The 14,549-nt window shown below is 38.5% G+C and carries 14 protein-coding genes; 8 read left to right on the top strand and 6 right to left on the bottom strand.

Translation table 11 applies throughout. From position 1 onward, the window contains the following. Window positions 1–11: 11 nt before the first annotated feature. Window positions 12–1,991, top strand: a complete 1,980-nt coding sequence (locus tag CEF22_RS16915) for a TRAP transporter permease (RefSeq protein ID WP_100403773.1) — start codon at window positions 12–14, stop codon at window positions 1,989–1,991. Window positions 1,992–2,033: 42 nt separating this feature from the next. Here CEF22_RS16915 and splB read toward each other — a convergent pair whose 3' ends face one another. From splB to CEF22_RS16890, 5 genes are all read right to left on the bottom strand, one after another. Beyond that, window positions 2,034–3,062, bottom strand: coding sequence for a spore photoproduct lyase (gene splB, locus CEF22_RS16910; protein WP_100403772.1), 1,029 nt, complete (start codon window positions 3,060–3,062; stop codon window positions 2,034–2,036). Between the two features lie 11 nt (window positions 3,063–3,073). Further along, on the bottom strand, window positions 3,074–3,316 hold the full coding sequence (locus tag CEF22_RS16905) for a transcriptional regulator SplA domain-containing protein (RefSeq protein WP_100404061.1): 243 nt from the start codon (window positions 3,314–3,316) through the stop codon (window positions 3,074–3,076). 130 nt (window positions 3,317–3,446) lie between these two features. After that, on the bottom strand, window positions 3,447–4,757 hold the full coding sequence (locus CEF22_RS16900) for an MFS transporter (protein ID WP_100403771.1): 1,311 nt from the start codon (window positions 4,755–4,757) through the stop codon (window positions 3,447–3,449). Between the two features lie 109 nt (window positions 4,758–4,866). Continuing rightward, entirely contained in the window at window positions 4,867–5,379 is a 513-nt protein-coding gene (locus tag CEF22_RS16895) for a phosphatase PAP2 family protein (protein WP_100403770.1), read from the bottom strand. A gap of 92 nt (window positions 5,380–5,471) precedes the next feature. Continuing rightward, the gene (locus CEF22_RS16890; RefSeq protein WP_100403769.1) at window positions 5,472–6,422 is read right to left on the bottom strand and encodes a glycine-rich domain-containing protein; all 951 of its coding nucleotides are present in this window, start codon (window positions 6,420–6,422) and stop codon (window positions 5,472–5,474) included. A gap of 226 nt (window positions 6,423–6,648) precedes the next feature. On the opposite strand from CEF22_RS16890, the gene CEF22_RS16885 reads away from it, so the two are divergent. Next, window positions 6,649–7,581, top strand: coding sequence for a manganese-dependent inorganic pyrophosphatase (locus CEF22_RS16885; protein ID WP_100403768.1), 933 nt, complete (start codon window positions 6,649–6,651; stop codon window positions 7,579–7,581). 284 nt (window positions 7,582–7,865) lie between these two features. After that, a complete protein-coding gene (locus CEF22_RS16880; protein WP_100403767.1) occupies window positions 7,866–9,359 on the top strand; it encodes a peptide MFS transporter in 1,494 nt (497 codons plus the stop codon). A 117-nt stretch (window positions 9,360–9,476) separates the two neighbouring features. On the opposite strand, the gene CEF22_RS16875 is transcribed toward CEF22_RS16880, so the two are convergent. Beyond that, entirely contained in the window at window positions 9,477–9,824 is a 348-nt protein-coding gene (locus CEF22_RS16875) for a CotD family spore coat protein (protein WP_100403766.1), read from the bottom strand. 309 nt (window positions 9,825–10,133) lie between these two features. Between CEF22_RS16875 and CEF22_RS18630 the strand changes: the two genes are divergently transcribed. From CEF22_RS18630 to glaH, 5 genes are all read left to right on the top strand, one after another. Continuing rightward, entirely contained in the window at window positions 10,134–10,307 is a 174-nt protein-coding gene (locus CEF22_RS18630; protein ID WP_157843262.1) for a hypothetical protein, read from the top strand. A 576-nt stretch (window positions 10,308–10,883) separates the two neighbouring features. Next, complete coding sequence (locus tag CEF22_RS16870) at window positions 10,884–11,576, top strand: GntR family transcriptional regulator (RefSeq protein WP_095479683.1); 693 nt, start codon at window positions 10,884–10,886, stop codon at window positions 11,574–11,576. A gap of 23 nt (window positions 11,577–11,599) precedes the next feature. Further along, window positions 11,600–12,814, top strand: coding sequence for an L-2-hydroxyglutarate oxidase (gene lhgO / locus CEF22_RS16865; protein ID WP_095479682.1), 1,215 nt, complete (start codon window positions 11,600–11,602; stop codon window positions 12,812–12,814). A gap of 23 nt (window positions 12,815–12,837) precedes the next feature. Beyond that, window positions 12,838–13,164 carry a DUF3870 domain-containing protein gene (locus tag CEF22_RS16860; protein ID WP_170941881.1) on the top strand — a complete coding sequence of 109 codons (327 nt, stop codon included), beginning with the start codon at window positions 12,838–12,840 and terminating at the stop codon, window positions 13,162–13,164. Window positions 13,165–13,462: 298 nt separating this feature from the next. Continuing rightward, complete coding sequence (glaH, locus tag CEF22_RS16855; protein ID WP_100403765.1) at window positions 13,463–14,404, top strand: glutarate dioxygenase GlaH; 942 nt, start codon at window positions 13,463–13,465, stop codon at window positions 14,402–14,404. Window positions 14,405–14,549 lie beyond the last annotated feature (145 nt).

Genomic DNA, 14,549 nt, shown 5'->3' with positions numbered 1-14,549 from the left:
GGGATGACGTTATGACAGAAAATAAAAATACAATGCCGGAAGCAGCCGGGGGAGAAGAGGAAATTCTACAAAAGTACGATAGTGAATCAAGGTTCCGGAAAATTGACGCAGGCTTTTGGCGTTGGGCTGTTTTTATTTTAAGTGTTGGTTTGGCAGGTTATCACTTATATACGGCTTACTTCGGTCCACTGGATGCTCTTCGTCATCGGTCGTTGCACACGGCGGTTATTGCCGCTTTAGTCTTTATTTTATATCCAGCTTTTTATAAAAAGAGTGCAAGTAACAAAGTGACGATTGTCGATATGCTCTGGTCCGTAGCAGCCCTTGCTACGGGTGGTTATATGATTTTTGATTATGAAGGTATTGCTACAAGAATGTCTATCTATATGCCAAGTAACGTAGACATTGCTTTTGGTATTTTAACGATCATTGTTGTGATTGAAGGTGGTCGTCGTGTAGCAGGGAATGCTTTAACGATTTTAACCGTTTTATTTCTGGCTTACGCCTTTTTTGGACATTCATTTCCAGATTTATTGAAACATTCAGGGAAAGACTTAGAAGATATCGTAACGTATATGTATTTATCAACGGAGGGGATTTATGGTATTGCGATTTCCGTATCTGCTTCTTATATTATCCTCTTTATTTTATTTGGAGCGTTTTTAAATAAATCAGGGATGGGGAAATTTTTCACGGATATTTCGCTTAGTGTAGCTGGTCATACGTCTGGTGGACCGGCGAAAGTATCGGTCATCTCAAGCGGTTTGTTAGGCTCGATTAATGGAAGTGCGCTTGCCAACGTCGTAACAACGGGGGCGTTTACGATTCCATTAATGAAACGTGTCGGCTACAAGCCAGCCTTTGCGGGAGCGGTAGAAGCGACGGCTTCAGTTGGTGGACAAATCATTCCACCAGTCATGGGAGCAACGGCGTTTATTATGGCAGAAACATTAGGGATGCCATACAATCAAATTGCTCTCGCAGCGATTTTACCTGCTTTCTTATACTATTTAGGCATTATTTTAATCGTCCATTTCCGGGCAAAAAAATTAGGCTTAAAAGGAATGTCTAAGGCTGAGCTGCCAAGCTTCTGGCATGTATTAAAAACTGGTGGTCACTTATTAATTCCGATCTTTGTGTTAATCGGTATGTTAATGGCAGGGAAAACACCGCTATATGCTGCTTTCTATGCGATTGTTTTGTCCGTTGCGGTTAGTTGGTTTAATAAAGAAACACGCATGGGCATGAAAGAAATTCTGGCGGCGATGGAAGAAGGAGTTCGAGCTGCTCTCGGCGTAGCGATGTCATGTGCGATGGTTGGTTTGATTGTTGGTGTCAGTACGTTAACGGGCTTAGGTCCAAAACTAACTCAGTCCATTCTTGCGCTTGGTCAAGGTGATATGTTCTTGACGCTCGTGTTTACAATGATCGCTTGTATCATTATGGGGATGGGATTACCATCTATTCCGACGTATATTATTACAGCGACGATGGCAGCACCTGCTTTGCTTGAGTTAGGAGTAGCTCCATTCGTTACTCATATGTTTGTATTCTATTTCGGAATTTTAGCGAACGTCACGCCACCAGTTGCTTTAGCTGCTTTTGCAGGAGCGGGAATTGCAGGAGCGAGTCCAAATAAGACGGGATTCGAAGCATTGAGGCTCGCGCTTTCCGGGTTTATTATTCCTTACATTTTCGTCTTTTCACCGGTCCTTCTTATGCAAGATGTAACTAGTCCATGGGAAGTCATTTGGGTCACGATGACAGCGATTATCGGCATACTCGGATTGAGTGTAGCGCTAGAAAGATATTTTATTACCGATCTACCTTTACCGCTTGCTATCCTTTGTTTACTTGGTTCAATTACATTAATCGTTCCTGGTCTATGGACGGATGTTGCTGGGCTTGTTGTACTGGCGATTGTGTTTGGACAACAATTACTGTCTCGCTCAAAAGGACAACCAAACATACAAGATTCAAACGCGATTTAATGATCAAAACAGCTGTTAGGGGCTCCTAACAGCTGTTTTTGATTACGTGAAATATTCAAGCTTGGCTTCGGGAAAGTATTGTTCGATATAATGTCCAAAAGTAGTTTGAATTTCCTCTTGTTCTTTTTTTGGATAGACGTATTTTCCGATTCCATATCGTCCCCATTTATATTGTCGCTTTTCCTCTTCCATTTCTAGCTTTGTCATCGGGTAATTTTTTTCGATGACACGTTTCGCTGGTTTTGTGAACCGATGCTGAATGAGCTCAAAGGTTAAATCTTTCGTGGCATAGGTTGGCAATGTCTCTTTCAGTGTTTGGAATAGCTCTAAATAACCTTGCTCCCAATCATCATACAAATAAATCGGAGCAATAATAAAACCAAGGGGATAGCCGGCTTTCGCTACTTTCGCTGCGGCTTCTACCCGTTCGGCCAGTCTAGATGTTCCAGGCTCAAGATATTTGATCACATAGTCTGCATTCATGCTAAAGCGAAAGCGAGTTTTCCCGTTATGTTTCGCATCTAGCAAGTGATCAACATGGGAAAATTTTGTTACAAATCGAAGCTTGCCATATTTAGATTCACCAAAAAATTCAATCGCCCGCTTTAACGAATGGGTTAAATGATCAATACCAACAATGTCCGATGTACAAGAGGCTTCAAATCTAGTAATATCGGGTGCTCTCTCGGCCATATAATTATCTGCGGCTTCTAATATTTCCTCGGTATTTACATACGTTCGAATGTAAGGTTTGCTTCCCATCGTTGTTTGTAAATAGCAATAATGACAATGCCCCATGCAGCCAGTCGCTAAAGGAATAGCATATTCAGCAGATGGCTTTGACGTATCAAATTTGAGCGTTTTACGCACTCCGACGACAAGAGTAGACTTAGCGATGCGATATTGCTGGAAATGATTATCACCGGGTAAATTTCGCACTTGATTGTGAGAAGTCGTCTGCCTAATTTCAATTCCCATATCTGTGAATTTCTTTTTTAATTCGTGTCCAAGCGGGTACTCTAGTGCTCGAGGCTCGATATATACAAGCTGAGGGATAAAAGGTTTAACCAATGTTCGCCCCCCTACTCAATCGCCCCAAAGTAACGAGCGAAATCCTGTTCCGCGGCCACTTCAGATGGATAAATAGCAATTTGTTGATCTAGGGGATAATATGTTTCGTATAAAAACAGTGCCAATTCTCCCGGTTGATCCGGGTGGTGAACAACCGCGGCTTGTTGCACATTCGCAGCTGTATACGTGTGAGGATTACGATAAATGACATATACGATATCCCCTGCTTGGTAAGCTTGTTCGGATAAGTCCATATCAGCACCTGCTTTCTTCAAAAATGTATCTATCCTTAGAGTGTCTTGTTATGAAGAAAACATTCGTTGATTTTCAAGAAAAAGAGGACATTTCTTATATGCGAAGTGCCCTCTTTTCTTGAATATATATTTAGATGCGTATCCGGCGATGGACGAACAAACCGATTAATACAAGGATCATAAGAGAGCCTAGGGCTGTTCGGCTAGCGATATTACCATAGTCGGCTAAAAGTAGAGTGATCGTTCCGTAAATGAGTGGCCCAACAATTGCTGATACTTTTCCTGAAAAAGCGAATAAACCAAAAAATTGGCCGCGTTTCTCTTCAGGTGTGAGCTCGATAATAAACGTTCTTGAAGTGACCCAGACAGCCCCCAATGAAACACCGAAAAGACTACCTGTCACCCAGAACATTGCACCATTCACAGCAAACGTACCAAGAAATAACGCAATAAGTAAGATGATTCCGACATACATAACGGATTTTTTCGCCCCAACAGCTTTTGTTACATACCCAAAAATAAAGGAGCCAATAATGCTTGCTATCGTTGATACTAAGTAAAGCAAGATGAATTCTCCTGATGAAAAGCCGACGATCGCTTTTGCATAGACGGCCATCATCGCAATCGCAGTGGCAATGGCATCATTGATGAAGAAATAAACGATCATAAATAAAAAAATCGCTTCGTGCTGTTTCATCTCTTTAAATGTAGCGTAAATTTCTTTGTATCCTTTTAGAAAATCTCCTTTTTCAGAGGGAGGTAGCGGCGTTGTTTCCTTTCCAGTTAACATTAACGGCAAAGAAAAGAGAAAGAAAAGTATCGCTGTCGGAATAAAGGCGCGATGGAAGTTCCCGTCACCAATGAAAGGATAAATCGCTAACCCAGCGAGCGTTCCGATATAGCCTACGGCAACTCCGAATCCAGAAAGTAGTGGGATTTCTTCTTTTGATCCTAAATCAGAAAGCATGGCATCATAGAAAATTAAGCTAGAATGATAAAAAAACTTCGCGATGATAAATAACAAGATGACGAGCACAAGGGCGGCAGGAAGACCGAAAAGACTACTTCCGAAATTCATTGATGCGAAAACACCCATGCCGATTGTACACACTATCGTAATGAGCGAAAAAGGAATAATATATCTCTTTTTTCGCCCTGTGCGGTCAATCATGACACCGAAAAGTGGGGAGAATAAGACAAGAAACAAGCTAGCTACGGCGTTAGCGTATGAAATAAACGTGCTGGCAATTTGATCTAACTGCTCACTTCCGCCAATGGTTTCTTGCAAATAGAAAGGAAAAAAGATTGTAATAATATTGGAAGAAAAAATTGTGTTGGCAAAATCATAAAGTGCCCAAGAAAGAACAGGCAATGAAAAAAATAACCCCCATGCCGATCGCTTGCTAGGCAGAGTGCTTTCTTTTCCTTGAAGATGAGCCATCCCCTTCACCTCTTTTTCTTCATTATAATTCTATTTTTCCTTTAGTTTTGTTTATTCTGAAAAAAATTACATAACATTTACAAAAAAAGCTGACTCATGTGCTAGGCGCTTATGAGTCAGCTTCTTTGCAGTGTACAGTTTTTGTGTGAACAACAATGCCGGTCATTGTTCCGATCAGTGCACTAAATATGATATCGGAAGGATAATGGTGACCAACCCAAACTCTTGATAAACCAACTAAGCCAGAAAGATAAGAAAGAATTCGTCCCCAAACTCGATCACGCAAGAAAATAGCAGAGGACAAGGCGAATGCTAGCAGTGTATGTTTGCTTGGAAAGGATGAATCCACCTTAGTTGGCATTAAGATGCCCACTTTTTGTTTCATAAATGGCCGTGGCTTAAAACAAAGGCGCTTTAAAACAAAATCAATAAGCCAGGCGACCGCGACAGATAAGATCGCAGAGCGTGCTGTTCTTCTTTTCCGACCGTCCAATACCCATTTGAGTAGCACAATGAAAATAAACACATAACGGGCTTTTCGTGAAAGAAGAATCATCAATTGATCGACTAGAAACAAGCGTCCTGATAGCTGTTGGATACCCCAAAATAATCTTTTGTCCATCAAACAGTCTCCCTCATCAAGTGATTCATTACAGTCATAACTTGCCCAGCTAAGCTATAATTAAACAAGGAAAAAGCAGGGGAGTGAATGAGTTAACTGCTGCCGCAACCTCCTCCGCAACTTGAAGAAGAGCAGCTAGAAGAGGAACAAGAAGAACTTGAGTCATTTCCTGAATCACAAGCAAAGCTAGAGCAGCCGCTGGAGGTGGATGAACCATGCGATGTTTCTTTAGGAAGCAAATGATCCATTTCTTCTTGATAATCATTCGCTTCATACATCGAGAAATAAATCATAGCCGGAAGTAAATACGTATAATTATTGTCCGAAGTCATGCGTTTGAAAGGCTCATCGTCCTTATCGTGCTTGATGGATTCTGCTTGTTGAATGTCATACTTTAGTAGCTGAATGACCGTTCTTTGAGGGTCTTCTGCTTCCTTAAAATACAGCTCCGATAACGCTGATTCAGGCAATGCCCTGAAGTTTTCTAACAGCTGAGCTTCAAGAGGATGCTTTAAAAATGGTCCCCATAATAAGCGACTGTTGGCGGTTGGTTCAAATAATTGCAGATACACCCAATCAAATAAAGCTCGTTCATTTGGAGCTGGGATAACCTCCATATTAGGAGTATGATGCAGAAACGCTCCGTAAAATTTATTAGAAAACGTTTCATAATCCTTTGTAAACAGTAACATTTCATGCCAAATTTCATCGACTTCCTCACTGAACATAGGTACAGTCTTTAGGATTTTTGCTAAAATAAAATATCTTTTTAGCTCAAACAGACGCCAGTCAAAATCATCTTCTGTCCAAATAGGGTGCTTCGTTAAGACGCGATCCTTTACTTTGTTAATAAAATCAGGAGGGAGCGATTCATTTAGCTTATTTTCAAGCGATAAGAATTCGGGATGACGCTCATCGATTAACGGAGGAGTTTCAATTCGATGTAGCTTTAATTTTTTCGGCCTTTTATTGATAGTGCTAAGTGCGGAAACAACGATAAATAATAAAATACCAACAAGAAAAGTTATCCATATTTCACTCATAAGAAGCCTCCTTTTTTTGGTATAATTCTATTATAATAGTGAGAGAATCAAAATGACAGGCATTTCCGGCAAGTGATAAGATAATTAATCCGATTGTTTTTATGTGAATTGAAAAAGAATTAAGGAAAAGCTTGTTCATTTGCGGTAAAATAGAGGCGTAGAAAATGTGGTGAACCGTCTGTATGGTCTTACTACATATCATATTAAGTAAGTGAGGAGTAGAAAAATGGAAAAAGTACTTATTTTCGGTCATAAAAATCCAGACACAGATTCAATTTGTTCAGCGATTGCTTATGCAGTTTTGAAAAAAGAATTAGGAATGAACGTAGAGCCCGTTCGTTTAGGAAATACAAACGGTGAAACAGAATATGCTTTAGAGAAATTCGGTGTAGAACTGCCTCGTTTAATTGAAAAAGCAGCTCCAGAAGCGCAAAAAGTGATCTTAGTTGACCATAACGAGCGTCAACAAAGCGTAGATGACATTGATGATGTACGTGTTCTTGAAGTCATCGATCACCACCGTATCGCTAACTTCGAAACGAGTGACCCTTTGTATTATCGTGCTGAGCCGGTTGGTTGTACAGCAACAATTTTAAATAAAATGTATAAAGAAAATGGTGTAGCTATTCAAAAAGAGATCGCTGGTTTAATGTTATCTGCGATCATTTCAGATACGTTATTGTTTAAATCACCAACTTGCACAGAAGAAGACGTTACAGCAGCACGTGAGCTTGCTGAGACTGCTTGCGTGGATGCAGAAGAGTATGGACTAGCGATGTTGAAAGCTGGAGCAGACCTAAGCGACAAGTCTGCAGACGAATTAATTTCGCTTGATGCGAAAGTATTTCCAATGGGCAGCCGTAAAGTAGAAGTTGCTCAAGTAAATGCAGTAGACACAGCGGATGTACTTGTACACAAAGCAGAAATTGAAGCAGCATTGAACCGTACAGTGGATGAAAAAGAACTAGATTTGTTCTTATTTGTTGTAACGGATATTTTAAATAGCAACTCTGTAGCACTTGCAGTAGGTAAAGAGCAAGCTGCGGTTGAAAAAGCATTTAACGTACAATTAAAAGATAACACAGCTATTCTTGAGGGCGTCGTTTCTCGTAAAAAACAGATCGTTCCGCCGTTAACAGATACGTTAAAAGATATGTGATTATGAAAAAAGTAAGGCTTCTCCGGCAAATAAGGAGAAGTCTTTTTTTGTTGAAGAATCGTTTAATTAATAAAAAATAATAGATATTTTAAATTATATTTTACCGTTTTTTATTGTTTTAAAATGTGTAAATATTACAAAAAGTAATCGTTAAATTGACAATTTAAAATAAAAAAATTATGATAATATAGTTTACATTTAATATATTCCACTTCTTTGTTTTTAATTTTTAGATAATACTGTAAATAAAGAGTGGTATAGAAATTTTTGGAAGGGGTTTCGATATGGACAGCGACTATAGGAAAAAAATTGTCCAGAGTGTACCGCAAAAAGGTTTTTTTGGTCATCCTAAAGGATTATTTACGTTATTTTTCACTGAGTTTTGGGAACGATTTTCATATTATGGGATGAAAGCCCTTTTAATCTATTATATGTACTACTCTGTCTCTGAAGGGGGATTAGGGTTTGATAAAAGTACAGCCTTGGCCATCATGTCTATTTATGGATCTCTCGTTTATATGTCAGGGATTATTGGCGGTTGGATTGCTGACCGTTTACTAGGAACATCTCAAACTGTCTTTTACGGTGGAGTTCTTATTATGTTGGGGCACATCGCACTGGCACTGCCTTCAGGTGCAACAGCATTATTTGTCTCCATGGGTCTAATCGTCATCGGTACAGGTCTATTGAAACCGAATGTTTCTAGTGTTGTTGGAGACGTCTACAGCGAAGAAGACCCACGTCGTGATTCAGGCTTCAGTATTTTTTATATGGGAATTAACGCTGGTGCTCTAATTGCACCGTTAGTAGTAGGAACAGTCGGACAGCAGTATAATTTCCACCTTGGATTTGGAATCGCTGCGATCGGAATGTTTATTGGATTAGTTGTGTTTGTTTTAACAAAGAAGAAAAATTTGGGGCTAGCTGGTACGTATGTGACAAATCCGTTGGCTCCTGAAGAAAAGAAAAAGGTATTTGTCCGAATCGGTCTAATTGTTGCCTTAGTTGTGGCGCTTGGATCAGCAGGGATTGCCACAGGCACTTTAACTATAGATCGTTTTATTACTTTAGTGAGTATTTTAGGGATTATTATCCCCGCTACTTATTTTATCGTTATGTATCGAAGTGAAAAAACGACAGACGTAGAACGTTCTCGTTTGCTTGCTTATATTCCATTATTTGTCGCTGCGATGATGTTCTGGGCGATTCAAGAACAAGGATCGAATATTTTGGCTCTTTATGCAGATGAGCGCGTTCAACTGCAGTTTGCTGGAATTGAATTGAAATCTTCATGGTTCCAAACATTAAACCCGCTGTTTATTGTTACACTCGCACCAGTATTTGCTTGGTTATGGGTGAAGCTAGGCAATCGCCAGCCGTCTACACCAAAGAAATTTTCACTTGGTTTATTTTTCGCGGGTCTTTCTTTCTTAGTCATGATCTTCCCAGCTTATCTAAATGGAACGGAGTCACTTGCTAGCCCGATCTGGCTTGTGCTTAGCTTCTTCTTAGTCGTTCTCGGTGAATTGTGTTTATCGCCAGTCGGATTAGCAGCGACAACTAAACTAGCGCCATCCGCATTCTCGGCGCAAACGATGAGTCTTTGGTTTTTAACGAATGCTTCAGCCCAAGCGATCAATGCGAAAATTGTCGGCTACTATACAGATGAAACAGAAATCGCCTACTTCGGTATTATTGGCGGAGTAGCTATTCTGCTAGGGCTTGTATTGTTTATGTTATCTCCAAAAATCCAAAAAATGATGCGAGGCATCAATTAAGAAGTGAGAGTGAGAAAGAACGGTTTCGGCCGTTCTTTCGTGCTTTTAAAAAAGATTAATCTTTATAGAAAAAGCACCCCGAAGGATGCTTTGAATTCTGATAATTATATATACTAATTAGCGTTTTCTTCTACATCTACAATTGTTGTTATTGTTATTGTTGCTACTATTACTATTACTATTACTATCACTTCTTACACATCTAGGGTTATTAATATCGCTACCACAATTATAGTTTTCTACAACTGTTTCATTAACTTCTCTTTCTGTTACTGGATAAAAATTCTCATTTCTAATGACAGTTCTATTGACATTGATAACTTCAGTAGGATGAATAGTCTTTACTACTTTCGTATTTGTTCTAGTATTAACAACTGTTTCAGTAGGATTTACTATAACGTTGTCGCCTTCAGGGCGACCACGTCTACACCCACATTTACCTCTTCTATTCTCGTTTAAGAACATAGGATCTACCTCCTTTCATTACTACATCTTATGTAGCAAAGTAAAACTCGTCCTAGGCAAATCAATTAAGTTATGAAACTATTTTAGATAGTAAAATAAGTTTCCTTCTCATACTAAAAGAACGGTTTCGGCCGTTCTTTTTTTATTTTCCGGGAAATAACGACAAGAAACAACGGATTATATATAGAAAGATTCTCATTGTCTCGACAGTAGGTTTGATGTTGGGCGGATAAATTTGAAACCTTTTTGTTACTTTACCGTATAAAAGAATAGATAAAACGGAGCGGGAGGTTCATATGGTATCGAGATATGAGTCTACTCGTCGCTGCTCAATTAGTCATTAAAGACAAAGTGAAGGATAACAATGTAGCGACTGCTAGTTTGGCAGTATCCATTGAAGCAATCTTACAAGCGCAACAGGCAGCAGTGTTTGCGGCAATTTCAGCGGTAACTGTTTCTTCTTCTTCAACTAGTTCTTCATAATCATTAATTGACAGAAAAATGAAAATAGATTATGATTCAATTATATCAAGCGTAGAAATCACTTCCTTAAAGATTTCCTCTTTAAGATCAAGTGAAAGGACGATTTTGTTGTTATGAATATATGAAAAGCTGTAAGATCTGTCGGAGTCCTAAAAGCAAGAGACCAATACACAGAGCCAGTCAGTGATATTTTCCTCCTTAGGAGTCAATATCGCTGGCTTTTTTATTTCATTGTTTAAATTATAAACATGAGGGGGATTGGCTAATATGCGCAAAAGAACGAGTTGTGGAAAAGGAAAAAACTGTCCGATGTCATTCGTCGTAGAAGAGTTTAAGGGAAGCGAGAAGGCATCTGACCTTTTAAAGAAAAGAAACTAAGATTGTATCCAATTAAAAGATAGACAAAATATGAGAATTAGAGTGTTTCATACGGTTATCCCATTTATTAAGCTGAATTGCAAGATTATTATATAATAATCTTGCAATTCAGTATTTTATATGATACATTTTTTGTATCCAATATCCAATAAGGAGAAATTGGATAAGTTTATTTTTTTCTAATTGAGGTGTGCGACCATGGATTTTCAGCCTTCTAAAGATAAGACAACGGTAGTCAATTATGTGACGAAAAACTTAAGACAGGCGATTTTAAACGGCACATTTAAAGCGGGAGAAAGATTGATCCAAGAGGATTGGGCCAACATTTTAAATGTGAGTCGTATGCCGATTAGAGAAGCGTTAAGGCAGCTCCAATCGGAGGGATTGGTGAAAATAGTCCCGCATAAAGGGGCCATTGTTATACCGATTACGAAAGAAGATATAGAAGAAATTTATTATTTGCGCTCTTCTTTAGAGGGATTAGCTGTTGAAAAGTCACTTCCTTTTTTAACAAGGGAAGACAAGAAAGAGCTAGGTGAAATTTTAAGTAAGATGGAATCTTTAACGCTAACAGATGAAACAAATGATTATTACATAGCGTTAAATGAAAGCTTTCACAAACTGTTGCGAAAAGGATGTCCGTGGACTAGGGTGTTAAAAACAGTAGAGAACTTAGGGATTTCTCCAATTGCTCCAAGCTTGCTAGTAGATTATTACGGAGAAACTCAGAGAGAGCATCGGTTTATTTATGAAGCAGTAGAAAGAAATGATCCAGCTGAATTGCGGGCGGCGATAGAATACCATTTATTGAGGACGAAGAACAACCTCATTTCTTATATGGAACGTTTGAAGCCATCCGAGGAAAATATAATCAACCATTCAAATAATTAATTGATTAATAGGAGGAAGTAAATATGTACGACTTTGGTATAGTTGGCGGAGGAATTGTTGGCCTTTCCACAGCAATGGCATTATATGAGCGTTTCCCAAATGCAAAAGTTTTATTGTTAGAAAAAGAACCACAATTAGCTATGCATCAAACAGGACATAACAGTGGGGTTATCCATTCAGGTATTTATTATAAGCCTGGAAGCTATAAGGCGCGCTTTGCTCGTCAAGGAAGCCAATCTATGAAAGAGTTTTGTCAGCAGCATGATATTGAGCATGATATTTGTGGAAAAGTAATTGTGGCAACAAAAAATGAAGAGTTGCCATTACTGGATAATTTATATAACCGCGGACTTGAAAATGAGCTAGATGTGACAAAAATAGGCAAGGAAGAATTAAAGGAAATCGAGCCTCATGTGAATGGTTTAGGAGCTATTAAAGTAGCAGCAGCAGGAATTGTTAACTACAAGCAAGTCAGTGAAAAGTTTGGTGAAATCATTCGTGAAAATGGTGGCGACATCCGTCTAGGAACAAAGGTTGAAAATATTTCTGAATTACAAGACGGAATTACGATTGAAACAACAAAAGGAACATTTAAAACTAAGTTTCTTATTAACTGTGCCGGATTACAGAGTGACCGTGTCACAAATATGACTGGATATAAAACAGATGTGAAAATCGTTCCATTCCGTGGGGAGTATTTTAAATTAGTACCGGAAAAAAGACATCTTGTTAAAAATCTAATTTATCCTGTGCCAAACCCTAAATTCCCATTCTTAGGTGTTCATTTTACTCGTATGATCGGTGGAGAAGTAGATGCGGGTCCAAATGCGGTTCTAAGCTTTAAACGTGAAGGTTATAAGAAAACAGACTTCAATATTAAGGATCTATCTGAAGTAATGGGTTACCCAGGTTTCTGGAAACTTGCAAGCAAATTTATGGGAGAAGGAATTGAAGAAATGCTTCGTTCGTTCAGCAAAGCGAAATTCGTTGCTAGTCTTCAAGAGTTGATCCCTGAAATTCAAGCAGAAGATTTGATTCCTGCACCTGCTGGAGTCCGTGCGCAAGCATTGAAAAATGACGGAAGCATGGTTGATGACTTCTACATCATTCCTGGTGAAAGAAGTATTCATGTATGTAATGCTCCATCACCAGCAGCAACAGCTTCGATTGAGATCGGTAAAGAAGTTGTGAAACAAATTGCCGAGCATCCAAAAGTATCTGAAATCGTTCGTTCCTAATATATAGAGGGGGAGCTATTAAAATGATTAACTCAAAAGTAATGTTCATTGCAGGGCATGCTAGATTACCACAGGGGATGGCTGCAAAAAGTGTGTTTGATACGTTAACAATTACCGCAGAAATCGATGTTAAATATGGTGTTATTTTAGAAGCGTCCTGTACGTTAGCGACAGAACACGGTAGAAATTTCATCGGTCAGTTGCTTAGAGGAGTTAGCTTAAATGACGGTATTGAAGAGCCACTGAAGCATCTTCAGCTGTATTACAAAGGGAAAGCAGCTAATGCGCTAGCTGCCGCTTTAAATGATTTGCATTTACACTATCAGCAAGTTTCGAAAAGCGTAAAATAATAATCCAAAAATATTGACAATTTGATGACGGTAGCATATACTGATTATAGTTAATAAATATATACTCACCTTGAGAAAATTGCCTTTTCCAATTACGTGGGTAATATCATATAACCGGTCTTTCATTCGCATGTAAAATAAAATATTAACTGAAATATTTACTGTGACTCCACTTCCATGGAGCAGTGAAGTAAGTATGAGCCAGTTTACTTCCCTTTTTATAAAAGGGTGTAAACTGGCTTTTTTATTTTCTTGCATGAGGTCAACCAATAATGATAAAACCTAGGAGGAATTTTTAATGAGTACAATGGAAAAACAAGCTAAAACATTTATTGCAAAAACACCTAATTATGAGATAACATCTCATCCGCAAAGTGATCGTTTGTATCACATTGAGTTAGATCGCACAATTATCAAAGCATTTTTAGCTAAAGCAAAACAAGAAGGTGTAACGGTTCAGCATTTAGAGTACACGCCGTATGCTAGACGAATTGTTGCAGACTACTTGTTACAATTAGTAGGAACAGAATTCCAAGATATTTTAAGAGGCATCCTTCATGACCGTGAAACAGGTGGTTACACAATCGGTTTACAAGGAGAAACAGTTGATAAAGAAGAATACGTCATTTTCGCAACAGCTTTAACACATATCGTTGGTACACCAAACTTTGATGCAATGACGAATAAATACTATGCTCGATTCACTGTTGGACATACAGATTCAAGTGATTCTTACCTTCGTCAAGCTTATCGCTTATTCACTCTACACACAGATGGAACGTTCGTTGATGAGCCAACTGACTGGTTGTTGATGATGAAAATGACAGAAGAAAATGCAGTAGGTGGCGAATCTCGCTTATTACATTTAGATGAGTGGAAAGATTTAGAGAAGTTTTCTACTCATTCATTAGCTAATCATAAGTTCACTTACAGAGCGCCAAGCAGCAAAAACGTGGATCAAGAAGTTCAACGTGCAACATTCTTCAATGACAACAACAAACCTTGTATTTGCTACATCGATCAATTCGTGTATCCAGACACAATTGAAGAAGCAAAATACTTGAAAGAGCTTTCTGATTCTATGGAAAATGATGAAAGTGTAATTGAATTGAAATTACCTGTTGGTGATCTAGTAATGCTAAACAACCTATTCTGGTTACACGGTCGTGCAGCATTTGAAGTGAACACAGAATTAAATCGTGAGCTTATGCGTCAACGCGGACGTTTCGCTGATATTTAATAAAGACAAAAAGATGTAGACAACTAGTCTGCATCTTTTTTTATTGTTTAATTTTTTAGTTGCGTAGTAAATCAATTTTGACTCAAATAAGATGATTTTGACTTATGCAGAAAATACTAGGCTATGATTTTTTTCATAAAACAAG

This window comes from Bacillus sp. FJAT-42315 (genome assembly GCF_002797375.1).
GTDB lineage: Bacteria > Bacillota > Bacilli > Bacillales > Domibacillaceae > Bacillus_CE.
The sequence above is the reverse complement of the archived record's forward strand: the minus strand, read 5'-3'. Positions and strand labels throughout refer to the sequence as shown.